Annotated in this window: 22 protein-coding genes and 3 pseudogenes; 7 read left to right on the top strand and 18 right to left on the bottom strand. The window is 57.1% G+C overall.

What is annotated here, in order from left to right; genetic code table 11:
- From A3C3_RS40255 to A3C3_RS0134470, 3 genes and pseudogenes are all read left to right on the top strand, one after another.
- A partial coding sequence (locus tag A3C3_RS40255; protein ID WP_022719066.1) for a trans-sulfuration enzyme family protein occupies positions 1 to 1137 on the top strand: 1137 nt, incomplete at its 5' end.
- Between the two features lie 32 nt (positions 1138 to 1169).
- A pseudogene (locus A3C3_RS0134475) lies at positions 1170 to 1412 on the top strand (dihydrodipicolinate synthase family protein); the annotation flags it as partial.
- A 238-nt stretch (positions 1413 to 1650) separates the two neighbouring features.
- Positions 1651 to 2205, top strand: a complete 555-nt coding sequence (locus A3C3_RS0134470; RefSeq protein ID WP_022719064.1) for a sugar O-acetyltransferase — start codon at positions 1651 to 1653, stop codon at positions 2203 to 2205.
- Between the two features lie 790 nt (positions 2206 to 2995).
- Here the strand turns inward: A3C3_RS0134470 and A3C3_RS0134465 are convergent.
- From A3C3_RS0134465 to ccoN, 12 genes are all read right to left on the bottom strand, one after another.
- A complete protein-coding gene (locus A3C3_RS0134465) occupies positions 2996 to 3658 on the bottom strand; it encodes an OmpW/AlkL family protein (protein ID WP_022719063.1) in 663 nt (220 codons plus the stop codon).
- A 796-nt stretch (positions 3659 to 4454) separates the two neighbouring features.
- Complete coding sequence (locus A3C3_RS0134460) at positions 4455 to 5141, bottom strand: universal stress protein (protein WP_233450511.1); 687 nt, start codon at positions 5139 to 5141, stop codon at positions 4455 to 4457.
- Between the two features lie 814 nt (positions 5142 to 5955).
- The gene (locus tag A3C3_RS0134455; RefSeq protein WP_022719061.1) at positions 5956 to 6672 is read right to left on the bottom strand and encodes a response regulator; all 717 of its coding nucleotides are present in this window, start codon (positions 6670 to 6672) and stop codon (positions 5956 to 5958) included.
- 183 nt (positions 6673 to 6855) lie between these two features.
- Positions 6856 to 7521: a Crp/Fnr family transcriptional regulator gene (locus A3C3_RS0134450; protein WP_022719060.1), complete on the bottom strand. Its 666-nt coding sequence runs from the start codon at positions 7519 to 7521 to the stop codon at positions 6856 to 6858.
- 19 nt (positions 7522 to 7540) lie between these two features.
- Entirely contained in the window at positions 7541 to 7708 is a 168-nt protein-coding gene (gene ccoS, locus A3C3_RS0134445) for a cbb3-type cytochrome oxidase assembly protein CcoS (RefSeq protein WP_022719059.1), read from the bottom strand.
- Complete coding sequence (locus tag A3C3_RS0134440; protein WP_022719058.1) at positions 7705 to 9990, bottom strand: cation-translocating P-type ATPase; 2286 nt, start codon at positions 9988 to 9990, stop codon at positions 7705 to 7707. Before A3C3_RS0134440 ends, ccoS begins: the two co-directional genes overlap by 4 nt.
- Positions 9987 to 10478: a FixH family protein gene (locus tag A3C3_RS0134435; protein ID WP_022719057.1), complete on the bottom strand. Its 492-nt coding sequence runs from the start codon at positions 10476 to 10478 to the stop codon at positions 9987 to 9989. Before A3C3_RS0134435 ends, A3C3_RS0134440 begins: the two co-directional genes overlap by 4 nt.
- The gene (ccoG, locus tag A3C3_RS0134430; protein ID WP_022719056.1) at positions 10475 to 12046 is read right to left on the bottom strand and encodes a cytochrome c oxidase accessory protein CcoG; all 1572 of its coding nucleotides are present in this window, start codon (positions 12044 to 12046) and stop codon (positions 10475 to 10477) included. Before ccoG ends, A3C3_RS0134435 begins: the two co-directional genes overlap by 4 nt.
- A 355-nt stretch (positions 12047 to 12401) precedes the next feature.
- Positions 12402 to 13265 (bottom strand): cytochrome-c oxidase, cbb3-type subunit III, encoded by an 864-nt coding sequence (ccoP, locus tag A3C3_RS0134425; protein ID WP_022719055.1) that lies wholly within the window; start codon positions 13263 to 13265, stop codon positions 12402 to 12404.
- A gap of 1 nt (position 13266) precedes the next feature.
- Positions 13267 to 13419, bottom strand: a complete 153-nt coding sequence (locus A3C3_RS0134420) for a CcoQ/FixQ family Cbb3-type cytochrome c oxidase assembly chaperone (protein ID WP_022719054.1) — start codon at positions 13417 to 13419, stop codon at positions 13267 to 13269.
- A gap of 9 nt (positions 13420 to 13428) precedes the next feature.
- Positions 13429 to 14163 (bottom strand): cytochrome-c oxidase, cbb3-type subunit II, encoded by a 735-nt coding sequence (ccoO, locus tag A3C3_RS0134415; protein WP_022719053.1) that lies wholly within the window; start codon positions 14161 to 14163, stop codon positions 13429 to 13431.
- A gap of 8 nt (positions 14164 to 14171) precedes the next feature.
- Positions 14172 to 15794, bottom strand: coding sequence for a cytochrome-c oxidase, cbb3-type subunit I (gene ccoN / locus A3C3_RS0134410; RefSeq protein ID WP_022719052.1), 1623 nt, complete (start codon positions 15792 to 15794; stop codon positions 14172 to 14174).
- Positions 15795 to 16029: 235 nt separating this feature from the next.
- On the opposite strand from ccoN, the gene A3C3_RS0134405 reads away from it, so the two are divergent.
- From A3C3_RS0134405 to A3C3_RS0134395, 3 genes are all read left to right on the top strand, one after another.
- Complete coding sequence (locus tag A3C3_RS0134405; RefSeq protein WP_022719051.1) at positions 16030 to 16761, top strand: Crp/Fnr family transcriptional regulator; 732 nt, start codon at positions 16030 to 16032, stop codon at positions 16759 to 16761.
- Between the two features lie 26 nt (positions 16762 to 16787).
- Entirely contained in the window at positions 16788 to 18719 is a 1932-nt protein-coding gene (locus tag A3C3_RS0134400; RefSeq protein ID WP_022719050.1) for a hybrid sensor histidine kinase/response regulator, read from the top strand.
- A gap of 207 nt (positions 18720 to 18926) precedes the next feature.
- Positions 18927 to 19367: a pseudoazurin gene (locus A3C3_RS0134395; RefSeq protein WP_028740248.1), complete on the top strand. Its 441-nt coding sequence runs from the start codon at positions 18927 to 18929 to the stop codon at positions 19365 to 19367.
- Positions 19368 to 19700: 333 nt separating this feature from the next.
- Here A3C3_RS0134395 and A3C3_RS40250 read toward each other — a convergent pair whose 3' ends face one another.
- The 6 genes and pseudogenes from A3C3_RS40250 to A3C3_RS48795 form a co-directional block, all read right to left on the bottom strand.
- A complete protein-coding gene (locus A3C3_RS40250) occupies positions 19701 to 20147 on the bottom strand; it encodes a hypothetical protein (RefSeq protein WP_022719048.1) in 447 nt (148 codons plus the stop codon).
- A gap of 3 nt (positions 20148 to 20150) precedes the next feature.
- A complete protein-coding gene (locus A3C3_RS46365; protein ID WP_022719047.1) occupies positions 20151 to 20306 on the bottom strand; it encodes a hypothetical protein in 156 nt (51 codons plus the stop codon).
- Positions 20307 to 20657: 351 nt separating this feature from the next.
- On the bottom strand, positions 20658 to 22010 hold the full coding sequence (gene hemN / locus A3C3_RS0134380; RefSeq protein ID WP_028740247.1) for an oxygen-independent coproporphyrinogen III oxidase: 1353 nt from the start codon (positions 22008 to 22010) through the stop codon (positions 20658 to 20660).
- A gap of 327 nt (positions 22011 to 22337) precedes the next feature.
- Positions 22338 to 23366: an LLM class flavin-dependent oxidoreductase gene (locus tag A3C3_RS0134375; RefSeq protein ID WP_022719045.1), complete on the bottom strand. Its 1029-nt coding sequence runs from the start codon at positions 23364 to 23366 to the stop codon at positions 22338 to 22340.
- 389 nt (positions 23367 to 23755) lie between these two features.
- Positions 23756 to 24871, bottom strand: coding sequence for a histidinol-phosphate transaminase (gene hisC / locus A3C3_RS0134370; protein ID WP_028740246.1), 1116 nt, complete (start codon positions 24869 to 24871; stop codon positions 23756 to 23758).
- Between the two features lie 473 nt (positions 24872 to 25344).
- Positions 25345 to 25505: pseudogene (locus tag A3C3_RS48795) on the bottom strand (LysR family transcriptional regulator); the annotation flags it as partial.
- Between the two features lie 150 nt (positions 25506 to 25655).
- Between A3C3_RS48795 and A3C3_RS42115 the strand changes: the two are divergent.
- Positions 25656 to 26693, top strand: a pseudogene (locus tag A3C3_RS42115) (isomerizing glutamine--fructose-6-phosphate transaminase); the annotation flags it as partial.

Below are 26693 nucleotides of genomic sequence, written 5' to 3'. Positions count from 1 at the left end.
CACGCGTTCGATCCTGCCGCCTTCTCAAGAGCGGTCCAGCCACCCGTCTTCCTGACATCGACCTATGGCTTTGAAAGCGTGGCGGCGAATGACGCTGCGGCATCGCACGGCGGCAGGCTCTATGCCCGCGAATATAACCCGACCACTGAGATTCTTGAGCAGAGGCTCGCCAACCTGGAAGGGGCTGAGGCAGGGCTTGTGGTGACGACCGGAATGGCTGCCTTCGGCACCCTGATCCTGTCACTGCTGTCGCAGGACGACGAGCTCGTCGTGCATAACACGCTGTATTCGAATACCGTTGCCATGGTAGAGCAGGGCCTGCCTCGCTTCGGGATCAAGGTCGTTCCCGTGGATTTGTCCGAACCGTCGAACCTCGACGCGGCAATCACGGACAAGACGAAGCTGGTTTACTTCGAAACGCCGGTAAATCCCCTGAGCACCATTCTTGATATCGCGGCGATCGCAGAGCGTGCTCACGGGCTTAATGTAAAGGTCGCGGTGGACAGCACTTTTGCATCTCCCGCGCTCCAGCGGCCGATCGAACATGGCGCCGACATTGTGCTGCACTCCTTAACCAAATACATCAATGGGCACGGCGATACCCTGGGCGGTGCGCTGCTTGGAGACGCTGAAACGCTTCATATGTTGCGAGAAACCGGCCTGCGCTACATTACGGGTGCGACATTGTCGCCGCACTCGGCATTCCTGATTCTGCGGGGACTGAAGACACTGTCTCTTCGGATGGAGCGACACAGTGCTTCGGCCCTTGCGATCGCGCGCATGCTCGAGGCGCATCCAGCCGTTGCCTGGGTGAGCTATCCCTTCCTCGAATCCCGTTCCATAGCGCGCAAGCAAATGACCCAAGGGTCTGGCATGCTTGCTTTCGGCCTTCACTCGGGTTTTGAAGGTGCGCGAACAATGCTGGACCGGCTTCAGTTGGTGACACGTGCCGTGAGCCTGGGGGACACGGATAGCCTCATCTATCATCCGGCCAGCATACTCCGGGCGCGCCAGTCTATCCGGAAAGATGCTCACTTGATCGAAGGGGTCGGAGAAGACCTCGTCCGTCTCTCGGTAGGCCTTGAAGATGTCAGCGATCTGATCGCCGATCTGCGTCAGGCTCTTCAGGTTCTATGACGGATACTGCTGGATCTCCATCCAACCGGCGAATGAGACGAACATCGGGAGTAAGGAATGAATTTTTGAGCGGACTATCCAAATTTCCTATCACGCCGATGAAACGCGACGGTCAGATCGCTGCGGACGCGCTGCGCGCGCTGATTGCCCGGCTCTGCGCGGCTGAAGTCGATTCCATCGGTCTCCTCGGCAGTACCGGCACCTACACGGACCTCGCACGAAAGGAACGCCGCCGGGCACTTGCGTTGGCTCTCGAGGAAACCGGTGGCCGCATTCTCCCGCTTTCGGAGCTGGCACAGGCGCAAGATTGCTTACTGCCTTTCCCCTATTCGGCAGGATGTTTCTCCGCTTGAGTAGACGATGATTGACCCAGCCGCCTAAGGAGGAAAAAATGCTTTATCTCCTCTGAGCCAACACTTGCAGTCGCCGGGGCAGTTGCGATCGAGCGAACAAGAGCATGTCGGCTCGACCAACGACTGACCACCTCTATGAAACACGATCTGAGAAGAAACAATGACACGCAGTGAAAAAGAGAAGATGCTGGCAGGCGAGATGTACAATGCGGCGGATCCGGAAATCCAAGCCGACCTGCTGGTCACCGGGGCTTGGCTGAAGCGGTACAATAATACACTGGGCGACCCCGCAGATCAGTGGCATGTGCTGCTCTGCGAGCGGCTAGGAGAGGTCGGGCCTGGAGCGGTTATCCGTCCGCCCTTTCACTGCGACTACGGCTTTAACATCAGGATCGGAGCCCACGTTTACCTCAATTTCAACTGCGTCATCCTCGACGTGGCAAAGGTGACGATTGGCGAAGGAACCGCAATTGGGCCTGCTGTGCAGATTTATACCGCCGATCATCCGCATGATCCCGAGCAGAGGCAGGCAGGGCTGCAGTTCGGACGACCCGTCCGCATTGGCAGGCACGTCTGGATCGGCGGTGGAGCAATCATTCTCCCGGGCGTGACGATTGGCGATAATGCGGTCGTGGGCGCTGGCAGCGTAGTCACCCGAGATGTTCCTGCAGGGGCAAAGGTCCTGGGAAGTCCAGCTCGGGTCAAGGGCTGTTAAAAGCCCCCGACTTCACCCACCTAGGCGTTGAGAGTACGTCAGGGTTTGGGAAGGGCTGATATTAGTGCGGTGTCTTTGCTTCGACGGTCGGGGCTGCTGGGCTTTCCGATGCCCTCGCGGTCACTGTCAATCGGCACTGACTTTCGCTCTGACGCGGATTTTTGGTTCATGTCTCTCGTGTGCACTGAGCAGCCGAATCCCGGAACTCATAATGCCCTGCTTCCAGGAACGGCAGCGACGCCGACAACCGCGGCCAATCTGCCACCGGCATGATCGAGAAGAAGTTGGCTCATATTCCCTCACCAGGCGTCGTAGCTTCAACGCGCTCGCGCTGTCTCTTCTGTCCGAAGGCGACGAGATGATCATACATAGGCCAGTCTGCGCCGAGGCGACCGCTCTGATGGAGAAACAGCTCTGACAGAGCCGGCAAAAAAAGGTCCCCGTTAATCCGTCGTCGGATACTACAAATATCCGCGTTCGGTGACGCCTTGAACGGGCCTCATAATATTCCGAAACTCCGACGAGCCTTCTCGGCGATCTCATCGGATCACAGCGATCGCAGAATGCGGTCGCTCCTGCGGCGTCAAAACTCGCAATCGATGAACTGGTGCCCGACTTCCACAGAGACGTCACGCGGCAAGCTGAAACCGGCCGCGTGGTCCATGACGGTCCCGCGCTAAACTAACTTGAACGAGCACTTCAGCCGTAGGCCCGGTCGAGGAGCGCTGCTGCGAATGACCGTCCCTCGATATGTGATTCGCGCGGGATGCTTGTTGTCGTCGAAGCCGGATTAAAAGCGATAGGTAATGCCAGCGCCGATGAGGAAGGGGTCGAGCTTCGCTTTACCAGTGACGTTGGTTCCGCCAACATTAGCGTCGAAATTCGGCCTTAAGAAGATCTTCTTCGCGTCAACGTTGAGACCCCAATGATCATCGATCATGTAATCGAAACCAACCTGCAAGGCCACGCCAAACGCGTTCTTGACGTGGAGGCTCTCGGCGGTATTGCCTGACTGATTGTAGAACTTTGTATAGTTCACGCCAGCGCCCACATAGGGTCGGAAGGCACCAAAATCGGTGAAATGGTATTGCAGCGTTAATGTCGGCGGCAGCAGCCAAGTCTTGCCGACCTCACCTAAACCGGCAATTGAGCCACGACCGTGAACCTTGGCATAGGTCGTGCCCAGGATGAGCTCGGCCGCGATATTGTCATTGAAGAAATAGGAGATGTCGAATTCTGGGAAGACCGAGTCAGAGTAAGAGAGGTCGGAGCCCGCTAATCCACCAACGCGGCCAGAGTCGTTTGTGATGGCGCCGAGCGCGCGCAGGCGTACCTGCCATGGGCTAGGGATGGCCGCATCGGGTGCGATGATCAAGTCGGACGCGTCAGCTTCACAAGCCGCCGCGACAGTCCCTGCGACGATAATGGCATATGCAATTTTGATGATCGTCATGTTTGTCTCCGTTAGTGGTGCCGTCCACGAGGTGGTTCGAGCTGCGTCGATAGCGAAAGTACAACTTCTCTGGATGGGGATAGCGGGTTGAGACTGCGAGCCGCCGGAGGCTGACAGTAATCGGTCGCTAACCTCCCCGTGACCTACCTACGGGCCTCATTCATCGATCCTAGGTCCACATTCAGCGGTCTTGGCTTCAGTGGAAATTCTCGCATTGAGTGACGCCCCGATGTTGCTTGACAAAACTCGCTAACCTTTGACGGCAGTAGAGGGTTTCGAACGCTTAGTGGGCGTTCCTAGATGGCTAAGCATGGACCGTGCCAAAGGAGAAACTCGTTTTAAACCAATGCCCTGGAACAATCACCTCTATGTCGCAGCCTCGACACATTGTCGGAGATCGGACAACGCGAGCGGCTATCAATCGGCCTGCTAGTGGCGGATGAAGCCATGCAACCTAAATTAGTGACCTAGTTATAACGGACAGGAGAAGATTGTGACCATCAAATCCATGACAACCAGATTCTTTTCCGAGCCAAGGCGAAGAAATCGCTTCGATCGGGCGGCCGAACCGAGTGCGTCGACGACTTCCTGGAGCCATAACTAGGATGGGAACGAAATTCCCGTTCCGGAAGAACGGCAAGACTGTTCTACGACTATGTCGGCAAGCACGCCAGACCGAACGCTGCAGTCCTTCTTCTCCGGGAGTTTCAGATCCGCTGGCTTCGCGAAAGCTGCCGCGTCCGGCGCGTAGTCAAGGGATACAATGCGTCGAACAGCATCGGTGCCCGGCGGCAAATTATCGAGCCAAAAACAGCGGCAATGGCAGCTTCTCAGGGATCCATCTCGTGGCGCCGCCAAAGATTCGTTGACGCAGCCCCCGGTACCCGTGAGCGCCCATGACGATCATATCCGCGGATGCGTCCGCTGCATGCCGCGCAAGGACCGCGTCGAGTGATGGGCCGACGCTCGGCATTCGATCGACCGTCACCCGAACACCGTGCCGAGCGAGGTAGTCAGCGATTTCGGCGCCCGGATCGCGGTTTCCGTTGCAGGCTGCCCCGCGATCGGACATCACGACACGAACTTCCTTCGATCGAGACAGGAGACGCGTAGCCTCTCGAACCGCACGGAACGCCTCGACGCGCCAATCCCATCCGACCAGCACGTGCCGTGGGCACAGAGTTGCCTTCGCGCCCTTCGGCACAACAAGTAGCGGCTTTCCCGTTTCGGCCAGACTGCCGTCAATAACTGACAGCGCGAGATCACGGTCTCCAAGAAGTAAGGGTCCGATTATTGTTAGATCTGCATAAAGCGCCCGCTGTCGCACAGCGTCACCGACACTGTCCTGGTCGCCATAGTGCGTGTTGACCTCGCAGCGAAGGTGCATGGCTCCCAGCAGTGTCTCGATTTCCCTAACCCGCTTTTCCAGCCTGACCATGTCGGTCGTCAGTCCATCGATTTCACGGCACCGTCTGTCCAACATGCCTATTTTCCATGCACGCCCTTCATGCCCGGGGGCATATAACTCGTCAATGCCAGCGCTGATCGGCGGACGGGCAGCAAATCCAATGATAAGAACGGAAAGAGCCGCGCCGATCTCGTCGCATAAGGTGGCAGCTGTTCTGACGTCTTGATCGGAATCGTCCGCTCTCATGACACTGAGCACAGTTCTAAAAGTCATTTGCTGCTTCTTTCTGTGGCTTATTCGGGTGTCCCGCTCCTTGAGCTAGCAGTCAGCCGACGTGATGGTGCGGATCTCGCGACGAAAGTTTTGCCCAAGGTCGACTGGTGTTTCATGCATATTTTGGGAGGTGTTGGACTAACCGATGCTCCCTCCGTAGAATGCGTTTTGGAATGTTGCTCTTCTTACAAACCAAGGTCTTGCGAGATGATTGCGGATCACCAGTTCTGACCGGTTGCGCATGAGCCCCATGCCAATTAGGCAGAGGTGCTGAGAGAATTGCTGCGCTCGTTTTTCCGCTACCTAGCACCCGCGAAACAAGGGCAGCAAGAAATTGGTGTAGAAGGCTCCACTTCATCGGGAACCTTGGAGCCACTTTCCGCAAGCATATTCATATTCGGTCTCGCCTATTTACCCCACCTCAAAATACCTCTCCATTCGACCAAACGATCCCGGAACACTTCCAACCCGTTCACGCGCCTCTCGCGCGGCGCAGTTTATTTTTCGACAGTGGATGAAGCTGCTGTGGCAGTGATCGTGACGTCGGACGTTGCTGTTCGAAGGAACATAACGCGCGCGCTTGAGCGAACATTGACGCCGATCAATTATGAAGCATTTAGCGCAGTTGTGCGGTGAACACGTAGCCGACGCCCCTCACGGATTGAATCAGACTGGGATCCTTCGGATCGGTCTCGATTTTCTTTCTCAACCGCGCGATTTGAGCATCAATGGCGCGGTCGAAGGCCTCGAAGCTGCGATTTCTTGTCATTTCCATCAATGTCTCACGGCTAAGAACGCGCCCGGTATTCCGCAGGAAGACGAGCAGCATGTCGAACTCGCCGGTTGTCAGGGGCACATCCTCTCCGTACGGAGATGTCAGCCGGCGGCGGCCGATATCCAGGCGCCATCCTTCGAAGTGAAAACACTCCTCCTCTCCTGACGAGTGGGGGGTTGTGAGGCACGCGTTGCGGCGGCGCAGGACGGTACGGAGCCGTGCTAGAAGCTCGCGGAGGTGGAAGGGTTTCGCGATATAGTCATCCGCACCCAATTCCAGACCGACAACCCTGTCAGTGATGTCGTCCTGACCGGTCAGCATCAGGACCGGTACGTCGGACGTGTTGCGGAGTTCCCTCAACAGTTCGAGGCCATTTTCGCCCTTCGGAAGAACAAGGTCCAGAAAGATCGCCGCGTAGCCGGTCTTGGCCAGTTCAGCGCGCATTTCGGCGCCATCGCCGACTGCGCGCACCTTGTATCCGCTATCTTCGAAATACCGAACCAACATCTGTCTTATCCGGGGATCGTCGTCGACCACCAGAATACGATCCGTGTCCATGCTTTATTGCCCCACTGCAGCATTGACGCTACAGATAACTTAGCTTCGAGCATGTTTCCACCTTCACGGCACACGATCTCCGCGCTAGTCCGCCGCACCGGCGTGCTGAAACGCAGCATTCGCATCGCGGCAGCAACGGCAGCTCCAACATACGGGTGAGGTGTGGGAGGCGCAGAGCGCGACCTAACATGCCGTCCTCAGCAGATCGGCATCGGCGATATGGATATACCTACCTCTGACAGCGATGCCGAACGTGGAGAGGGAGGCGAACGCGCGAGAGAGAGCCCCTGGAGCCAGTCCGAGTTTACGGGCAAGAACCTGCTTCGGATAAGGAAGCCGGATCACTGCAGACGTCGTATCATGCAAGCCTCGGTCGAGGAGGTAGTTCGCTACGCGTTGCACAGCAGTGTTTAGACGATCGGCAGCGATGCATTCTACCGCCGCCAGGAAATTCCTCGCCATCGCCCGCGTGATGTTTTTCTCGACCGGCGGGAACCGGTCGAGAAGTGCGGCCAAAGATCCGAAATCGAACTCCGCAATCGCCGTGTGGTTGGTCGCACAAGCGCAATAGGCGTAGGTTTTGCCTACCGACAAAAGATATTCTCCGAATGTATCCCGGGGCTCGCAGACATAGATATCGGCCTGGTGTCCCGCGCGATCCGTTTTGATGAGCCGTACATAGCCGTGAATGACGCAGAACATCGATCTGGCATCATCTCCTTCAGCAACAATCTGCTGCAGCGGCGCGACGGTTCGAAGCCGGGCAATGCCCATAAAGGCTTCAAGTGCATCTTCTTCCAATCCCCTGAACAGATCAGAATTCAACAACGCCGGATTGACAGCGAGCATGGCAGTCCCCTTCTCCAGATTATTGGTATCTTCCGTCATCACGGTCATCTTCGTCATCGGCGACTATTCGCCAGGCCGCCCCCTGAAGGTCCTCGTACTGTCCGCTCTTCAGCGACCACAGGAACGCGCCGAGTCCGATCCCACCCATCACAAGAGCAATGGGGATCAGGTAGACGAGCATATTCATGCGGCCGACACCTCCGCGTCTTCCGCGCTGCTCGTCGTTGCAGCTATCTGCTGCCGCTGTCTCAAGCTGTTCAGGCGCAGGGCGTTTGCCATAACGATCAGCGAAGAGGTCGACATGGCAACCGCCGCAATCAGTGGCGTCGCGAACCCGGCGATTGCGATCGGCACGGCAAGAACGTTGTATCCAATTGCCAGCGCAAAATTCTGACGGATGAGTCCGGCAGACCGCTTTGCCACTGCGATGGCATCCGGAACAGCGGTCAGGCGATCGTTGAAGAATACGAGGTCGGCGGCTTGTCTGCCGATATCCGAAGCAGTCGCGGGAGCCATGGAGACGTGGGCTGCTGCAAGTGCAGGCGCATCATTGATGCCGTCACCAACCATCAGGACGTGGCGGCCAAAGGTCCCGAGGCGCTCGCATTCCTCAACTTTCTGCTTCGGCGTCAACCCGCCCAGCGCTCTGTCGATGCCGATTACCCGCGCGGCGTTGTCGACGACTGCCTGCCGGTCACCCGATACGATTATCGTTTCAAGGCCTCCGGCCTTCAGCTCGCAGACCGCTTCGGCCGCCCCAGGCCTTAAAGTGTCGTCGAAAAAGAACCGGGCCATCGCCTGCCCATCCTTCGACAATACGACCTCCGAAAAGGGGCCATTTGCGCCTGTCGTTTGCCGGGACTCTTCGCGGGCAAAGGACGAACTGCCCAGTCTATATGTGCCTTCCGTTGTCACGGCCTCCAATCCTCCGCCGGCGATCTCCGTCACGCGATCGAAGGATCTAGCCGTTGCCGCGGGACCGCGAAGAAGTGCCTGCGCCAGCGGATGCCGCGAATGAGCGGCCAGGCCGGCGGCCACCGCCAAACTCTTTTCATCAGCGGATTCGACCTCGATCAGATACGGAACGCCCATCGTCAGTGTGCCGGTCTTGTCGAATGCAATGCTGTCGACATCGGCCAATCGCTCCAATGCCGAGCCATCCTTCACCATAATCCCCCTGCGGAAAAGTTCGCCGGCGGCAACCACCTGGACAACGGGAACCGCCAGACCCAGGGCACACGGGCAAGTGATAATCAGCACGGCAACAGCCACGAGCATCGCCTGCTTCCAGTCGCCGCCGAATACACCCCAGCCGAGAAACGACATGAGCGCCAGCAAGTGGACCGCGGGAGAATAAACCGACGCTGCACGGTCTGCGATGCGTCTGTATCGCGCCCGGCCGCCTTCGGCGGCCTCCATCAGAGCAATGATCTCCGCAAGCAATGAATTCTTGACCGTGCTTGTGGCGCGCAAGATGAGCGAGCCGGTGAGATTCATCGCACCCGACCTGACTTCGTCATTCCCGGCGACGGCAACCGGAGCGCTCTCGCCGGTCACGATCGACAGATCTATTTCGCTTGCGCCGCCTGCCACGACGCCGTCGACAGGAATACGCTCGCCTGCCGCGACCGAAATTTCATCGCCGACGGCGATATCTTCGAGGGGCACGTAGCGTTTGGACCCATCAGGCTGGATCAGCAGAGCACCGCGCGGAGCAAGGTGGGCCAATCCGTTGATTGCCGCACGGGCTTTCTCCCTCATGATATGGTCAAGCGTCCTTCCGATCAGCAGAAAGAACAGCAGGGAGACCGAAGCATCGAACCAGGCATGCTCGCCGTGGTGCATCGTCTCCCAAAGCGAGACGGCATAGGAAAGGGCCACTGCCAGCGAGATCGTCACATCCATGTTCGTCCGGCCGTGCTTGAGCGCATTCCATGCCGAGCGGAAGAAGAAGCCCCCGGCATAGACAAGCGCCGGAGCGGCGATCATCGCCGAAATCCAGTGGAACATGTCGCGAGTAGCGGCATCCGCTCCGGACCAGACCGAAATCGACAGCAGCATGATGTTCGCGGCCGCAAAACCGGATACTCCCACTGCCAGAAGCAGTTGGTTTTTCGGTTTGTCATTCTCGCCTGCAAGCGGCGCAAACAGATGTGCCCTGTATCCGACAGCGCTGATCGCTGCCATGATCTCAGTTGGGTTGACCGGATCGCCGTCCATCGTCTCGCGATAGATGCATGCCACGCGACGCGCCGTCAGGTTCACGCGTGCCTTTCTGACGAAAGGTAGCTGCCCCAAAGCACGCTCGATCGTGCTTATGCACGCGCCGCAGTGGATATCGGGCACGCTCAGATCGAGTTGGCGCAGCGCATCGCCGAGCGAATGGCTCGCCAGTGTTATTTCCTCGGCACTAGGAGTCGTGTCGCTGAGGGCCATCGCGCTTTCGGCGTCCATCGTGCAGCAGGTCATTTGCCAAATTCCGCGGTGCCGATACGTCTTGCCTCGTGCATCACCATAGTTCCCCCGTGCCGGGAGGTGATTTCCACTATCCAGTCACCTTCAGGCAGGATGTGACGGGCTACGAATTTTCCTTCTCCGATCTTCTCAGCGGGCAGCTGGAAATCCTCGTGCTCTCCGACCGGCCGTTTGAAATTGAGAGCGACCTCGTCCACGGCAGCGGGCGAGCCATCCTTTTTGCGGATGTCGTAATGGATTGCGTCAGCGCTGAAGGAAAGTGTTCCGGCAATGCCGGAGGCTGCCATCGCCTTCATCGCAGCTGCCTTGCTGTTGAACTGCTGACTGGCCACGTAGGTGTTTTCGACCACGAGCCCGCTCCAGGTTGAAGACGCAAACCAAGTCATAGTGACGTTGACGCTGATCACCACTCCAAAGAACGTCACCATGATCAAAAGAATATGGCGGCCTGTAAAAGCTCGTGCAGGAACTTGTGTGGTCATCTGGCTTCTCCCGGAGTGTTGAATGCGGCTTTGTAAAGAGCCCTGTCCGTGTGGTCGGCGTCCTCGATGACGAACAGGAAGCCACTGACGGGCGTTTCGGTCTCATGCCGCGTCACGAATACCCTGAGGGTCGTCGCCGCGTCAGGCTCGGCGTCGATGATGAAGGCACGCCCATCCAGCATGCTGATCTCGGGGATGCGCATGGTTGCGCCGTCCAGGCCCTCCAGCCGCACGTTCACCTTTCTGGGTGTGGGCACCATGTTCAGAATTCTGAGCGTGTAGCCGTTGCGGACCGAGCCATCGGATACGAGTACATACTGCGGATTGCGGTCATGGACGACGTTCAATTTCAGCCGTTCGCGGAGGCCCAGATGGACAAGCATCCCGACGCCAATCGCCGCCCAAACGGCGGCGTAGAAAACCACGCGTGGACGGAAGATGATGCGCCAGTCGAAATGCCGGATCGCACGGACGAATGTCCCCTCGGCATTTCGGACGCGCGCCGGCTGCACAGGCAATCTGCCGCCATCGGTTGCAAGGCGCATGTTGCTCGAATAATCGCTGAGAGTGGCGTAGGCAATTAGACCGCGCGGCTTGCCGATCTTGTCCATCACGCCGTCGCAAGCATCGATGCAAAGCGCGCAGGTGATGCACTCCATTTGCTGGCCGTCACGGATATCAATACCCATCGGACAGACGGCCACGCAGGCGTTGCAGTCGGCGCAGTCTCCTACAGCCTGACCTGATGCCTCCGCCTTCTTGGCATGGCGCGTACGCGGTTCACCCCGCCAATCATTAAAGGTAACGACTAGAGAGTTTTCGTCCAGCATCGCGCCCTGGATGCGGGGCCAGGGGCACATGTACGTGCACACCTGCTCGCGCATCAGCCCGCTGAAAGTGTAGGTGGTCGCAGTCAGGGTCGCGATCGTGGCGTAAGCCACTGCGGGGGCCCCGCCTGTCACGAGAGACTTCATAAGCTGCGGTGCGTCGGCAAAATAAAATATCCACGCGCCGCCCGTGGCTACGCCGATTGTCAGCCAGAGGGCATGTTTCGCCACCCGCTTTCTAAGCTTCTCAAATGTCCAGGGGCCGGCATCGAGCTTCATGCGGGGGTTTCGGTCTCCTTCGATCGCCCGCTCGACGACAAGGAAGAGATCGACCCACACGGTTTGCGGACAGGAATAACCGCACCAGCCACGTCCGACAGCGGATGTGACCAGGAACAAGCCGAATCCAGCCATGAGAAGCAGGCCCGCCACGTAGTAAAACTCTTGGGGCCAGATCTCGATGAAGAAGAAAAAAAAACGCCGTGAGGCCAAATCGACCAGTATTGCTTGATCCGGTGCGTAAGGTCCGCGGTTCCAGCGTATCCACGGGGCCAGATAGTAAATTCCAAGCGTGATCAAGGTGATGATCCATTTGAACCGACGGAACTTTCCTTCGGCCCGCTTGGGAAATACCTTCTTCCGCGCCGTGTAGAGCGGCTGGCGGTTGCGTCGGGCGTCTACAGGCTCTGCATGGCGCCGTTCGACGTCCTTGGGGGGATTTGGCGCTGTGCAGAGGTTCATAGGACGAGTTCCATTTCACCTGCCCTTGTGCGACTTTCGGCAGCATCCTTCCTTGATCCAGGTCAAAAAAGAAGGCCACGCCCCTGTGGACGGGTGGCGTGGCCTCGTGAGGAACTACGGGGGAGAGTGCCCGCTGGGAACTTCCTCACAAATGGCAATCTATCGGCTGGTCGTTGCGTGCTCCTTGACGCAAGTCAAACTCACCTCGAACTGCCGATTTTTTCCGGATTGCCCTGCTCTCGCTTTACATCGTCCGGCTTGGCACGCACTGAGACGCGGGCGTGTACGACCGCGCGCGGAGCGCCGTACAGAGTGAAAAGCGGGTTGTAATCATGGGTAGTCATATCGTATTTCTTCAGGTCCCACCGCCCAGCGAATGCACGAACACCGTCAGTTCTTTTATGGTCGTATCGCCTAGGCGGCCGCCCCACGCTGGCATCACGCCGTGCTTGGGAGCCGTCACCTGGCGAACGATCGAATCCTCGCCACGTCCTTTGAGCCAGATCGCGTCGGCGAGGTCGGGCGCGCCTATCTCAGCGTTGCCCTTGGCGTCTTCGCCGTGGCAGGCCGCGCAGTTGTCGAGAAAGATCTGCTTACCGGATTCGGCGAGTGCCGGATTGGAAGGAATGTTGGTTAGGCCCCACACATATGCTGCGACCTGCTTCGTCTGCTCCGGCTTTAAGATGTCGGCGAAGCCCGGCATTTGCGAGACGTTCGTGTCGGCGTCGCCGTCGAAGCGAATGCCATGGGCGATCGTCGTCTGAATCGTCTTGAGATCGCCGCCCCATAGCCAGTCATCGTCGTTAAGATTGGGAAATCCCGGTCCGCCGCTAGCGCCGGAGCCATGGCAAGGTACGCAGTTGACCTTGAATGCAGAACCCCCGCCGGCGATCGCGAACTCGCGAAGGGCCGAATCGGCGTCGATTTCCTGGACGGACTTAGCCGCGATCATCTCTTGGAACGCCATCTTTCCGGCTTTGGCATAGTTGAGATCCTGCTGGAGCTCGCCACGGCTCGAGAAGCCAATGTACCCCTTCGTGGCGGACGTGATCATTGGGATTGCCGGATAGGCGGCGGCATATCCGATCGCCCAGAGGATCGTCGCACAGAATGTCCATACCCACCACCTGGGCATCGGGGTATTGAGTTCGCGAATGCCGTCCCAGTCGTGTCCCGTGGTTTCGACGCCGCTGATTTCATCGATATGCTTTTTCGACATCTCAATCATCCTCCAGCGGAATAGCGGCGACTTGCTTTTCGGACTGCTTGCTACCGGGACGGAGCGTGAAGACGACTGCGCCTAGGAAGAACACCGCCATCGACAGAAGGCCCCAACTGTCGGCGAAGTGCCGCATTGCCGTGTAAGTTTCCATTGGTTCACCTCATCGGTAGCCGGTGGCGTCGTCATAGGTCGAGAAGTCGACCAGCGTCCCGAGCATTTGCAGGTAGGACACCAGGGCATCCATTTCGGTTAGCTTCGACGGATCGCCATCGAAGTCGCCGACCTTTGCATTCGGATAACGCTGGAGGAGCGCGGTAGTGTCGGCGCTCGGATCGGCCTGCGCCTTCATGTCAGCCTCGGCCTCGGCAAGCATGTCGTCCGTGTAAGGCACTCCGACGTCCTCGTTGGCCTTGAGATCATCCATGCCGACTCTGGCAGTGATCTCGTTTTTCTTGAGGAACGCGTATTTGGGCATGATCGATTCAGGCACGACTGCTCTCGGATCGGAGAGGTGCTGGAAGTGCCATTCGTTCGAATAGCGGCCGCCGACACGAGCCAGGTCGGGACCGGTTCGCTTCGATCCCCACTGAAATGGATGGTCGAACATGGATTCGGCCGCGAGAGAATAGTGGCCGTAACGCTCCACTTCGTCTCGGAACGGCCTGATCATCTGGCTGTGACAGACGTAGCAGCCTTCGCGGATGTAGATGTTGCGGCCAGCTAGCTCGAGCGGTGTGTATGGCCGCATCCCCTCCACCTTCTCGATCGTGGTCTGGAGATAGAACAACGGAGCGATTTCGACGATGCCGCCGATGCTGACTACTAGGAGCGAGCAGACCAGAAGGAGTGTGGCGTTCTTCTCGAGGATTTTATGTTTGTCCAATATCGATGCCATTTTTCACCTCACTCGGCATGCTGCGTCTGGGGCACGTAAGTGGTCGGAATAGCTGCCTCGTTCCGCAGGCGGCCGCGGATCGTCATGAAGACGTTCCATGCCATCACGAGACCGCCGGCGAGGTAGAGGCCGCCGCCGACGACGCGCAGCACGTAGTATGGGAACATTGCGGCCACTGTCTCTGCGAAGGAGTACACGAGAAAGCCCTGCGAATTATACTCGCGCCACATCAGACCCTGCTGGATCCCTGCGACCCAAAGAACGGCCGCGTAGATAATGATGCCAAGAGTTGCCAGCCAAAAGTGCCAATTAACCATGCGAAGACTGTAGAGGCGCTCCCTCCCCCAAAGCTTCGGCGTCATGTAGTAGATTGCACCGAAGGTGATCATGCCGACCCAGCCAAGCGCGCCCGAGTGGACGTGACCGATCGTCCATTCCGTATAGTGACTGAGTGAGTTGACGGTCTTGACCGACATCATGGGACCCTCGAAGGTCGACATCCCATAAAAGGCGATTGCCATGATCATCATGCGGATGATGGGATCGGTGCGGATCTTGTCCCAGGCGCCCGACAGCGTCATCAGGCCGTTGATCATGCCGCCCCACGAAGGCATCCACAGCATGACCGAAAAGACCATGCCGAGCGTCTGGGCCCAGTCCGGCAGCGCAGTGTAGTGCAGATGGTGCGGCCCCGCCCAGATATACATGAAGATCAGAGCCCAGAAATGGATGATCGACAGCCGGTAGGAATAGACCGGGCGGTTCGCCTGCTTGGGAACGAAATAATACATCATTCCGAGGAAGCCGGCCGTCAGGAAGAAGCCGACGGCGTTGTGGCCATACCACCACTGCGTTAGCGCGTCCTGGACGCCAGAAAACAGCGAGTAGCTCTTCGATCCCAGGAAAGAGACGGGAACTGCAAGGTTGTTCACGACGTGCAGCATTGCGATCGTGACGATGAAGGCGAGATAGAACCAGTTCGCCACGTAGATGTGCGGTTCCTTGCGCTTCAGGATCGTTCCCAAGAAGACGACGAGATAGGCGACCCAGACGATCGTCAGCCAGAGATCGAGATACCATTCGGGCTCTGCATATTCACGACCCTGCGAAATTCCGAGAACGTAGCCGGTGGCAGCCATGACGATGAAAAGCTGATAGCCCCAGAAGACGAACCAGGACAGACTGCCGCCGAACAGGCGCGCATGACAGGTACGCTGCACGACGTAGAAGGACGTCATAATAAGGGCGTTGCCGCCGAACGCAAAGATCACTGCGGAGGTATGAACCGGGCGCAGCCGCCCGAAGTTAAGGTAAGGCGCGGCGTTGAGTTCCGGAAACGCCAGCTGCGCCGCAATGATAACGCCGACGAGGAAGCCTACGACGCCCCAGAAGACGGTCGCGATCAGGCCGTAACGTATGACTTCGTCAACATAGCCGGACGTGTCGACCTTATGCTGCCGTCCGGCAGGTGAAAAATCGAACTTCCTCATGAGCAGCATAGTGCCTGCGAATAGACAGAAGCACAGTATCGCCATATGGACAGCGAAGAGATGATCGTGAGCGAATGCTGCGCCGAGCAAGGCTAGAAACGCGCCAACATAAACCACCATTGTTTCATTTGTGTATTTCATAATGTCGTCCCACTGCGCAGACGACCGCACGGCGGCCGGCTCTCTCGCTACTATGGACAGCACTGTCATGGACCGGGCGCCGGCTCCTTGATCTAAATCAACGAAGCGCTTGTTTGGCACCGACTGCCGTGGCTGTTACAAACTGTTACAAACTCTCACTTTTTGGCACGCCGCAATCATTCCCGTGTGACTCGGCTAACGTCAGATGTCCTCATTGACCACGGGAACACGATCAATGCTGATGCAGAAGAATGCGGCTTTCGAAAACGTCGAACTTACAAACGAGCCGGTTCGCACGGCGAGGTCGCTATCTTCCCTCTTCCTTTTGTCCGCTACGGAAACGGTCGCTGCGGGCAAGGCGATCTGCTGGGAGGGTGATAGCGTCAAACATCTTTTTCAGGTCACCGAAGGCGTTGTGCGTCTGCATCGTATCATCGGAGAGGGTCGGCGCGTCATCACCGCGTTTCTTTTTTCCGGTGACCTCATCGGTGCGTCTCTTCAAAGCGATATCCTTTTCACTGCAGAAGCGGTTACGGAATGCAAAATTCGCCGCATCACCAGGAAGGCCTTCCTCGATGAAATCGCCCGCTGCGAGTGCCTCCGGCCAGAGTACATCGCCCTGCTGTGCCGTGAAGTGGCAGCAGCGCAGGATCACATGGTGCTGCGGTCGAAGAAAAATGCAGAAGAACGCCTTTGCAGCTTCATCCTGAATCTCGCGACACACGCCGAAAACGACCTCAATCATCGCCTGCTGCGCGTTCCCATGAATCGCCAGGATATCGCCGACTACCTCGGCCTCACCATCGAAACGGTTTCACGGACCATCACAAAGCTTGCGTCGCGCAACATCGTGGTTCCCGAAGGCCGGCATGCCTTGAGGATCATGAATTTGGGCCGTGTGGTTCAGCTGTCGGGCAATGCTGATGATTTTTTGGAAAAAACGTGCCACAGCGTTAGGCTCCATTAGCGCAAGTCAACGCCAGGTCCTCAGCCATGCCACATCGTCTCGTTTCGCCGAGAACCGCATCCTATCAGGAACTCGATGCAATGGTACATGTCTTGGATGGAGCGGATATCATCATCCACCGCTTCGACGGAGTGATAACCCACTGGTCGATCGGCTGTGAAAACATGTATGGCTGGATGCGCGAAGAAGCCGTTGGCGAAACCGTGCACGAGCTCCTGGCGACCCGCTCTCCGGAACCGATCGAAAGCATCCGCAGCCAGCTGAAATCCCGCGGTTTCTGGCAGGGCGAGGTCGTCCATCGCAATAAGAACGGGCATGATGTCCATGTCGTGTCGAGACGCGTTCTCGTGAATCTTCTCGAAGGCGGCTCTGCGATCATCCAGGCAAACAATGACATCAGCGCCCTGAAACTGGCTCAGGAGGCGGTCACCGCGCGCGAGGCACACCTGACTTCGATTCTGGATACGGTCCCTGATGCGATGATTGTCATCGATCACGAAGGCAATGTCCTGTCGTTCAGCAGGGCCGCCGAAAGGTTATTCGGCATGCCGGCGGATGATGTTCGCGGGCGCAATGTCAGCGAGCTGATGCCGAACCCGTACCACAATGACCATGACGGCTATATCGAGCACTATCTCCGGACAGGCGAAAAGCGCGTCATCGGCCACGACCTTGTCGTAACCGGTCAGCGCGCTGACGGCACACAGTTTCCCATGGAACTGCATGTCGGCGAGGCTGCCGGGAACGGGCAGCGCATCTTTACCGGTTTCGTGCGGGATCTCACCAGTCGTTACAGAATCGAGGAAGACCTCCGGCAGGCTCAGAAGATGGAGGCACTTGGACAACTGACGGGCGGAATCGCCCACGATTTCAGAAACCTCTTGACCGTGATCAGTGGCAATCTCGAGATGATCGAAGACAAGCTTCCGCAAGGCCGTCTTCGTGACATCTTGCAGGAAGCCCAGGAAGTTACCGCGGACGGAGCGAAGCTGACTGGGCAGTTGTTGGCATTCGGCAGGCGCCAGCCTCTCAATCCGCAGTTTGATGATCTTGGACAGCTCGTCACCGGCTTTTCCGATCTGCTTCGCCGGACGCTCGGAGAGAATATCAAATTATCCACCGTTATCGCGGGTTCAGGACTAGGTGTTTTGGTCGACAGCTCGCAGCTGCAGAACGCAATTTTGAATATTGCACTAAATGCAAGAGATGCCATGCCAAAGGGCGGGAGCCTTACGATGGAGATTTCGCGCGTCCATCTCGATGACAATTGCGCCAAGACGTATCCCGAGGTCCGGAGTGGCAATTTCGTCCTGATCTCGATGAGCGACACCGGCCTCGGCATGACGGACGAAGTCAAGAAGCACGCCATCGAACCGTTCTTTACCACGAAACAGGCGGGCTCAGGCACTGGCCTCGGTCTCAGCATGGTGTATGGCTTCGTCAAGCAGTCCGGTGGGCATCTCCAGCTTTACAGCGAAGTTGGCCGCGGCACCACGGTCAGGATCTATCTGCCTGCCATGGCAGCGAGCCAACAGCCGGAATGCATCCAGGAAAAGCCTGCTGTCGCGGAACCGCTACCGGGCGGATCAGAGACAATTCTGGTCGTTGAGGATGACGCCCGTGTTCGCCGCGTGGTGGTCGCAAGGCTCTCGTCGATGGGGTACAATATCCTGGAAGCGGAGAACGCGCAGCGAGCCGTCGAAATACTCACGCGCGAAGAAAATGTCGCGTTGCTATTTACTGACATCGTGATGCCTGGCGGCATAACCGGCGATGAGCTTGCGAGGAAGGCCCGCATCCTGCGACCGGGTATAGCGGTGATGCTGACCTCCGGATATTCCGAGCCTGGCGTGGCGGGCCGCGACATGGTGTCCGCACAAAGATGGCTACGCAAGCCCTATTCCGCAAAGCAACTTGCCCACAATATACGCGAACTTCTCGACACGGTTTCGACCTAAGTCATCCCCCCGATTCGGGGCGTTCTCCTATAATATTGCAGATGTTTGCATATGCTTCCAAGCTGACGAATAATACTCCCCGCGATGCACGCCGAAACAAAACAGCGGGACTCGCTCCAATTTGATCGCCGTCAACGAGCGCAGCAGCTCCCCGTTGTATCCCTATGGCCGAGGTCAAGCCGACCTCGAAACACAGGAGATATGGAGATGCGTTTTAAATTCGGTCTTACCGCTGCAACGGCAGCGCTGATTGCAGCCCCGTTAATGGCAGCAGAACATCAAATTCAGATGCTGAACAAAGGTGCGCGAGGGGACGCCATGGTCTTTGAACCTAGCTTCGTGAAGATCGCACCCGGCGATACGGTCACATTCGTACCGACTGACAAGGGCCATAACGTGGAGACTTTCAAGGGACTGATCCCCGAAGGTGCTCCGGAATTCAAGTCGAAGCCGAGTGAGCAGTACCAGGCAAAATTCGACATTCCTGGTGCTTATCTACTTAAATGCACGCCGCACGCACGCATGGGGATGGTTGTGCTCATCCAAGTGGGCGACAATCCATCCAACCTTGATGCAATCAAGATGGCACAGGTTCCGAACACGGTGCGCAAGCGGCTGAATGCAGACCTCGCGCAAGTGACCCAGTAACGGCCTCGGCCGCGGGAATGGTGACGCGATCCATGCACACCATCCCCGCGCAAAGTCCAGATCAGATTTTGGTGTGAGCCTATAATAGCGCGCAAGAACTGCTGAAAAGGTTCCGCCCAGGTAGGCAGCCACCCGCGCCAGAATCCATATTAATTGCAAGTCACACTTCCGTGCCTCAAGGCTGCTGCAGATGTCATAGCTTCAGCCATTCAAGGGGACGGGCGGCTACCGTGCTCTCAAGATAACTCAATATCGACCGCCTGCCGAACAGCACGTTGCTCAGTGCCGCGCGGCAAACAAGATGAGAATCGTCGCTGATTCAGATTGCCTGCGCTATAGATCAGACAACGTGGCGATCACCCTCATGATCTCCTGCTTAGATTTAATATGCCCTCGCATCGAGTGGAGAAATGAACGGAACATATAGGCGGTGGCATCTGAGGAGAGATGGCATCTGCCACTCTTCAGCGCCTCAAATGCGGTGGTCACCTGCTGTGCAGCATCCCGGTTCATGCTCCTGCTCGTTTTCCGTCGCAGTTCGGCATCTATTTGCTCGCAGTCGCTCGTGATAAGACTTAAACCACCAGAGAGAAGCCGCTCTTCCATTTGATACATCCGGTCCAATAGCGGCATCAGATCTGTCGCCATATGGTTACAGACCGCCTCATCGACACGACAAGGAAGAAAGTCGGCAATCGCCTCGAGGATGCCGCACCAAGCCAGCAGCTGAGCGTAGGACCTTTTCAGTTCCGAGAAATCCGGCGGGATCTGCATATTCATTCTCTACCTCCGCAGGAACAGACTAGCCGCGATCGCGATGGCTGCCTGAGCGGCCGAAACGATGCCTGTCCGCTGCAGGACTCCCATGCGATATATGGCAATCGCGAACAGCATGATCACCTGCGTTACTATGGAAAGGCCCATCTGCGCGTCTGTCATCCCCTTATCCTATGCAAAAACCATGGGACGGAAGACGCACCGTTTCCTTGCGTTCGCTCAAAGAAGCTCGGCCAAATCGTCTCTAACCTAAGCCTCCATGACGGAAACATCAGCACCCACCTCAATTCAACGAAATGTAACTCCCTAAAATGCGACTATGATCAACTCCTGGTTCTACTCAGACGTCCGTCCATGTCGTGCCGACACTACAATTTCTGGCAGAGCAATTTGCGCTGATCTCTCTGGTATATCGAGACTGCTGAGCGCTTTGCCGCAATATGCCGCAACCCGGCGATTTATCGTCATCGCGAAAACTGGGGAAGGCTGGAAAATTGGGGCTTCTATTTCCAGCTAAGCGGCCTTGCTGTGTGTCCTTCCATACGACCCGAAGTAGGCATCGAAAGCGGCCGCCACCGCCCTCACCATGAACCGGGCATTCTGCTCTACGGTGATCAGGCCATCGCGGATGAATGCGACGCCCTGCGCCTCCAGCTCCTTCAGGCTCTCGTTTCGCTCTACAAGGAAGCCAGGATCGTATCCGAACTCCATGCTCAAGCTGGCAAGATCGACCTCGAAGTCACACATCAGGCGTTCGATGACCTTGGCGCGGAAATTATCCTCGCGCGTCAGCTGGTATCCCTTCGCGGTAGGCAGCACGCTGGAGTTCACACGCTCAGCGTAACGACCAAGCGGCACATCATTTTGAACGTAGCCGGTTGGAAGCCGTCCGATGGCGGAAGCGCCGAGGCCGATGAGGGTATCGCAGCTGTCGGAGGTATAGCCCTGGAAATTTCTCCGTAGCGTTCCGTTTCTCGATGCAAGGGCAAGCTCGTCTTCCGGCAGCGCGAAATGGTCCAGACCAATCCTTGAATATCCCGCCTTAACCAGCTCGCCGGCTATCGCCTCGGCCTGTTCGTTGCGTTGCCCCGCATCGGGAAGCGTCTTATCCTCGATGAGACGCTGGTGCTTCTTCAAGGAGGGGATATGGGCATAGCCGAAAACCGCCAGCCGTTCCGGCCGCATCTCTATGGCAAGTTTTACAGTATCGACACAGGACCGGACGGTCTGATGTGGAAGGCCATATATCAAATCGAAATTGATACTGGAGACGCCCGCAGCACGCAGCCTGCTCACTGCCGTTTCCGTCTGATCGACCGTTTGAATACGATTGATCGCCGCCTGCACGACGGGATCAAAACTCTGCACGCCGAGGCTCGCGCGATTGACGCCGTTCTCACCCAATGCATCGACCATCGCCGCTTTGAGGGTCCGCGGGTCGATCTCAATTGCGATGGCAGCTGCGTCCTCGAACTGAAACGCACTCCTCAACTTCCTCATCAGGAGCGCGAAGTCATCGGGGTTCACAATGCTCGGCGTACCGCCTCCGAAGTGTACGTTCTTGACAGGCACGGCGTTGCCCGCAGCGAAAGCAACAAGTTCGATCTCCTGGCTCATGACATCCAGATATTCGATGACCGGTGCGTCGTGTCGCGTAATACTCGTATGGCAGCCGCAATACCAGCACAAGGATCGACAGAAAGGCACGTGGAGATAGACTGAGACGGGTCCGGCAATGCCCACTTCCGCAAGGCCTTTCGCGTAATCGTCGGGCCCGACGGCTGCAGAAAAAGCCAGGGCGGTAGGATAACTCGTGTATCGCGGCAGCCGAGCGTCTCCATATTTCTCAATCAGGGAGTCAGACATCATCAGTTCCGTCATTAAGGTTTGTGAGGGGCCTTATGCCGCCGCCCGACTAGCCTTTCCTTGTCGCAAATCAATAAAGCTAGCCGGCCAAGAACAAATCGACAGATATTTGCTCGCTGTTAAGCAGTCGATGCCCGCCTGACTCTGTACACCATCTATCCAATTGGGGATGCCTCGATTCCTCAGCGCCGCGACATCCTCAATTTGCGGGAGTGCGAGGGCGCATGGTAGCGCAATGGAGGCACTAATTACCATTAGTTCCCGCAGGCTGCACGGGAAGGTCAAGCGGCGCTTCCACATTCCTAAGTTTGCAGGCTATTGCCACAGTCAGCCAACTCGATCCATAATTTCGGTTTGAATGGCCACGGCGGTGTATAGGGAATCCTCCAAGGGCAGATCTCCAAACGCGAGTTGACAAAGAAGATAGTTGGCGCCCGCCTGTTCCAATTGATCAAGGAGGGTCCGTCGCACAAAAGCTGCCGTTCCTACCACGCACAATTCACTCTCGATTGCTGCATCGAAGGTCAGCGGCAGGTTTGGTGGAATTGGAATCGCATTGACATCGTAAAGGAACTTGAAGCTCTTAAGCCATCGTTCGTAAGCAGGTGCCGCGAGCGAATAGGCATGCTTAGCAGAACGTCCGACTACTACCATTCGAAGCAATCCGAGAAAGGGCGATTCATCGCCCGCGTCAGCGATTTTCCCTCGATGGGAGCGGAAGGCATCAGTTATTTTGCGAACACCCGACGCAGGTCCTAGGCACGCGATATTCGCGCCATTCGCAGCGGCCCAACACGCAGACTCGGGGCGATTCGTGGCGATCCATGTAGGTGGATGCGGACGCTGATGAGGCCGCAGTGTCAAAGGGACGTTGTTTAGCTCAAAATGGTGGCCCTGGTAGGATAGGGTGCCGCCCTTCATCGCCTCGACAAGGATTTCGCTCGCTTCGACGTAGCACTCTGGCATCGCGTCTGCACCGATCCCGAAATATCCCAATTCGGCCGGGAGAGAGCCGCGCCCTATGCCCAGCTCGAGCCTACCACCGCTCAATTGATCCAGCATACAGATCTCTTCAAACGCGCGCAGCGGGTGATAAAGGCTAAGCAGCATGACCAGGGGGCCGACACGAAGTTGGCGGGTGCGCTGTGCGACGCTCGATAGGAACAAATTCGGCGATGCGGCCGTCCCATGCGGGGTACAATGGTGCTCTGCGAGATGATATGCATAAAAACCGAGCCGGTCACAGGTCTCTGTTAATCTCAAGCGATCTGCGTATTGTTGTGCGATATCGCGACCGTCGTCGTCCAAGTGATCAAAGATGCCAACGGTTAGCTTAGAAGAAAAGGCATTTCTCATTCCGCTATCTCCAACTTTCATGCACAGAGCTTCAGGCGTGATCCAAGCGATCTAAGACTTGGAAACTTGGCTCGAGATGACTTATGCTTGCCTTTGAGTGTTGTTCCGGCTGGGACCAGACCATTGAGGTATCTCGACGTTGGGCACCTGTGTTGTAGGCGCCGCCCCCGCTCTGCCCACGAAGCATTCTTACGGTTTCCAAGGATATCGGCCCAGGTGCTCAGGGTTTGCAGTTAGAACGGAGGCACACCTTGAGGTAAGGCATTGGCAAGCACCGGCATTCACTGAAGCAAGCCGGCCTATGGGACCTTACTTTCGAAGGTGTAGACAATCGGCCAAAGCTGTGCGGATCTCGCCGTACCACCTTGCCGCACAGCACAGAGCAGAGACTAATGCGGCTTCACGGCCGACGCTCGAGAACTCTCAGCCCTCAAAATGTCATTGACCGCCTCAAAAAACGCGTCCATTTGCGCTTTTGTACCGATGCTAACGCGGATGCAGTCTTTCAGACCCTTATCAGGGAAGACGGCAACGAGTATCTTTTTCCGTTCCAAGGAGGTTTGCCACCAGATGCCGTCTCGTCCAGCTGGCACACGGGCCAGCAAGAAGTTTGCCTGCGAGGGAGTTACGGAGAATCCAAGTTGCGTGAGCGTAGCGCTCACTCGCTCTCTTTCATCCCTAATATGTTTGTGATTCTCTTCGTAGGCGGGCCGATGCGAAAAGATGCTGACTCCAACCGCATGGCTTATCACGTTCATGTTGAAGACGTTCTGGATATTGCGCAGCCTGCCGATGATCTCAGGATGACCGAGACCGAACCCAACGCGAATGCCGGCGGTGGCATAGCTTTTCGAAAATGTTCTTAAGAGCAGAAGGTTCGAATAACGGTTAATGAGACGCAGAGCGCTGTCAGGTGCAAAGTCCACGTAGGCCTCATCCACTACGATCAAGCGGTCGGATTGTGCTACAAGGCGTTCGATGTCGGCAATCGGAACAAATGTCCCAGTCGGGTTATTCGGATTAGCTAAGAGAATGAATTTAGCATCTTTTGCAGGGCCGAAAAGCAATTGCTCGATCGGCAATGATTGCAATTCGCCACATCCGATTTCGAGAAATTTAGCATCCTGCAGCGCGGCCAGTTTGCGGTTGAACGAAAACCCTGGCGACATCATCGCCACAGTGTCACCCGGAGCAAGGAATGCCCTATAGATGAGCCCGAGAAGTTCAGACGATCCGTTCCCAGCGATCACCTGATCCCTGGAGAGATCATAGGCTTTGGCGGCTGCTTCCCTCAAGCCGATGTTGTCATTTTCTGGATATAGATACTGCCGTTCGAGGGCCGCAACAGCGCTCTGCATTACGGGTGACGGCAACGCGAACGGATTCTCATTCGTGTTTAGTTTGATGCAATTAGCATCCGGTGCTGTCATGGACGGCAAAGGATCCAGCTGCCTGCCCAATTGCGAAAGACAGGAAAGTACGCTCTGCAGTTTTGCATCAGACAAATTTTTTCTCCGTTTCAGTCGCTAAGGGCAGTCCCATAGTCGGTGTCGCCCGGCTACTCCTTATTCACTTCCGCACCGGTTAGAATGACTGTGTCCTAGGAGGATTCGGTAAGTGCGGTAAAATTATTTGTTTTCATGCGTCCTATTTACCAAACGGATACACCAATATGCGCCTCAGGCTTTTTGATCCAATCTCCTCCGTTCGGTTCGACGCTCTGATGGCCAAATGCAACCTCACAGCAGCGCACGCAATCGAGTCAACCCCATTGGGCGCTGTCACGCGGCGGCGGGTTTAGTCCTGCGATGAGCTATCACAACTGGGTCAACGAATTGTTTCGATAGTGCTACCAGCAAGATCGCATCCTCGCTCGGCACCAGGCCGACCCGAGCAACGAGGTTTCAATTCCTCGGTAGGGAGCTAGACGGGCAGGTGTGCCGTAGAGCGGCGTACGGCTGCTACCGGGCTAGTTTGGGCCCTGCATTGTAAACAGTTCGTCGCCGAAATAGGTGCGATGCCGCGCGATCGTTGCGCTCACGGCCGGCTGACTGGCGTGGGTGCTTCGGGCGGCCGTGCGCCCCGTTCGGTCGAGCGCCCCGTTCGGTCGAGCGCCACGATCAAGGTCCTCAAACGCATCTCAATGTATCCATAGGATGGATGATAGTTATCGCTACAATCAATTTTTACCAATCTTGCCAAATGCTATTAGGAGATCGCGCCGGGCGGGTGTCCGTCCTCGCGATTACTGCGTCGGCTAAGGCTGCCGGGATAAATACGGAGACGAACATGTGCGGGATTGTTGGCATCGTTGGGCAACAGCCAGTATCGGAGCGGCTGGTCGACGCGCTAAAGCGTCTGGAATATCGCGGCTATGATTCGGCCGGCGTTGCGACCATCACCGAGGGCGCCTTGCATCGCCGCCGTGCACAGGGCAAGCTCGTCAATCTCAAGACGAGACTGAAGGAAGAGCCGCTGAGTGGCACCATCGGCATCGCCCACACGCGCTGGGCAACCCATGGGGCACCGACAGAATGCAACGCGCACCCGCACTTTAGCGACGGTGTGGCCGTCGTCCATAACGGCATCATCGAAATTTCGCCGAACTGAAGGACGAATTGGCGGCGGCAGGGGCGGAGTTCCAGACCGACACCGACACCGAGGTCGTTGCCCAACTTCTGGCAAAATACCGGCGGGATGGTATGGGGTGCCAGGAGGCGATGCATGCTATGCTGAAGCGCGGCAAGGGCACCTTTGGGCTTGCCATCCTATTCCAGGATGATCCATCGACCATCATTGCGGCGCGCAATGGTCCACCGCTGGTGATCGGCCATGGCGACGGCGAGATGTTCCTGGGCTCCGACGCGATCGCCCTTGCTCCCTTCACCAATGATATCACCTATCTAATCGACGGCGACTGGGCGGTTATCGGCAAAACGGGAGTGCAAATCTTCGATAGCGAGGGAAACGTCGTCACGCGCCCACGGCAGATCTCGATGGCTGCCGCCCATCTGGTCGACAAGGGCAATCATCGCCATTTCATGGAGAAGGAAATATACGAGCAGCCGGAGGTCATCTCCCATGCGCTCAGCCATTATATCAACTTCATCGATAATCAGGTGCTGCCGGTTTCCGACGATATCGACTTCGCAAGGTGCCAAGCCTGGCGGTCTCCGCTTGCGGCACGGCTTACTTGGCCGGGCTGATCGGCAAATACTGGTTCGAGCGCTATGCCCGACTGCCGGTCGAGATCGATGTCGCTTCCGAGTTCCGCTACCGCGAAATCCCGCTGTCTCCGCAGTCGGCGGCGCTCTTCATCTCGCAGTC

The sequence above is a fragment of the Rhizobium mongolense USDA 1844 genome, from assembly GCF_000419765.1.
Taxonomy (GTDB): Bacteria; Pseudomonadota; Alphaproteobacteria; order Rhizobiales; family Rhizobiaceae; genus Rhizobium; species Rhizobium mongolense.
The sequence above is the reverse complement of the archived record's forward strand: the minus strand, read 5'-3'. Positions and strand labels throughout refer to the sequence as shown.

Excerpts from the sequence above, each read along its gene's own strand:
- A3C3_RS0134470 (WP_022719064.1), top strand. The coding sequence starts at position 1,651 with ATGACACGCAGTGAAAAAGAGAAGATGCTGGCAGGCGAGATGTACAAT.
- A3C3_RS0134465 (WP_022719063.1), bottom strand. The coding sequence starts at position 3,658 with ATGACGATCATCAAAATTGCATATGCCATTATCGTCGCAGGGACTGTC.
- A3C3_RS0134460 (WP_233450511.1), bottom strand. The coding sequence starts at position 5,141 with ATGTTGGACAGACGGTGCCGTGAAATCGATGGACTGACGACCGACATG.
- A3C3_RS0134455 (WP_022719061.1), bottom strand. The coding sequence starts at position 6,672 with ATGGACACGGATCGTATTCTGGTGGTCGACGACGATCCCCGGATAAGA.
- A3C3_RS0134450 (WP_022719060.1), bottom strand. The coding sequence starts at position 7,521 with ATGCTCGCTGTCAATCCGGCGTTGTTGAATTCTGATCTGTTCAGGGGA.
- ccoS (WP_022719059.1), bottom strand. The coding sequence starts at position 7,708 with ATGAATATGCTCGTCTACCTGATCCCCATTGCTCTTGTGATGGGTGGG.
- A3C3_RS0134440 (WP_022719058.1), bottom strand. The coding sequence starts at position 9,990 with ATGACCTGCTGCACGATGGACGCCGAAAGCGCGATGGCCCTCAGCGAC.
- A3C3_RS0134435 (WP_022719057.1), bottom strand. The coding sequence starts at position 10,478 with ATGACCACACAAGTTCCTGCACGAGCTTTTACAGGCCGCCATATTCTT.
- ccoG (WP_022719056.1), bottom strand. The coding sequence starts at position 12,046 with ATGAACCTCTGCACAGCGCCAAATCCCCCCAAGGACGTCGAACGGCGC.
- ccoP (WP_022719055.1), bottom strand. The coding sequence starts at position 13,265 with ATGTCGAAAAAGCATATCGATGAAATCAGCGGCGTCGAAACCACGGGA.
- A3C3_RS0134420 (WP_022719054.1), bottom strand. The coding sequence starts at position 13,419 with ATGGAAACTTACACGGCAATGCGGCACTTCGCCGACAGTTGGGGCCTT.
- ccoO (WP_022719053.1), bottom strand. The coding sequence starts at position 14,163 with ATGGCATCGATATTGGACAAACATAAAATCCTCGAGAAGAACGCCACA.
- ccoN (WP_022719052.1), bottom strand. The coding sequence starts at position 15,794 with ATGAAATACACAAATGAAACAATGGTGGTTTATGTTGGCGCGTTTCTA.
- A3C3_RS0134405 (WP_022719051.1), top strand. The coding sequence starts at position 16,030 with ATGCTGATGCAGAAGAATGCGGCTTTCGAAAACGTCGAACTTACAAAC.
- A3C3_RS0134400 (WP_022719050.1), top strand. The coding sequence starts at position 16,788 with ATGCCACATCGTCTCGTTTCGCCGAGAACCGCATCCTATCAGGAACTC.
- A3C3_RS0134395 (WP_028740248.1), top strand. The coding sequence starts at position 18,927 with ATGCGTTTTAAATTCGGTCTTACCGCTGCAACGGCAGCGCTGATTGCA.
- A3C3_RS40250 (WP_022719048.1), bottom strand. The coding sequence starts at position 20,147 with ATGAATATGCAGATCCCGCCGGATTTCTCGGAACTGAAAAGGTCCTAC.
- A3C3_RS46365 (WP_022719047.1), bottom strand. The coding sequence starts at position 20,306 with ATGACAGACGCGCAGATGGGCCTTTCCATAGTAACGCAGGTGATCATG.
- hemN (WP_028740247.1), bottom strand. The coding sequence starts at position 22,010 with ATGTCTGACTCCCTGATTGAGAAATATGGAGACGCTCGGCTGCCGCGA.
- A3C3_RS0134375 (WP_022719045.1), bottom strand. The coding sequence starts at position 23,366 with ATGAGAAATGCCTTTTCTTCTAAGCTAACCGTTGGCATCTTTGATCAC.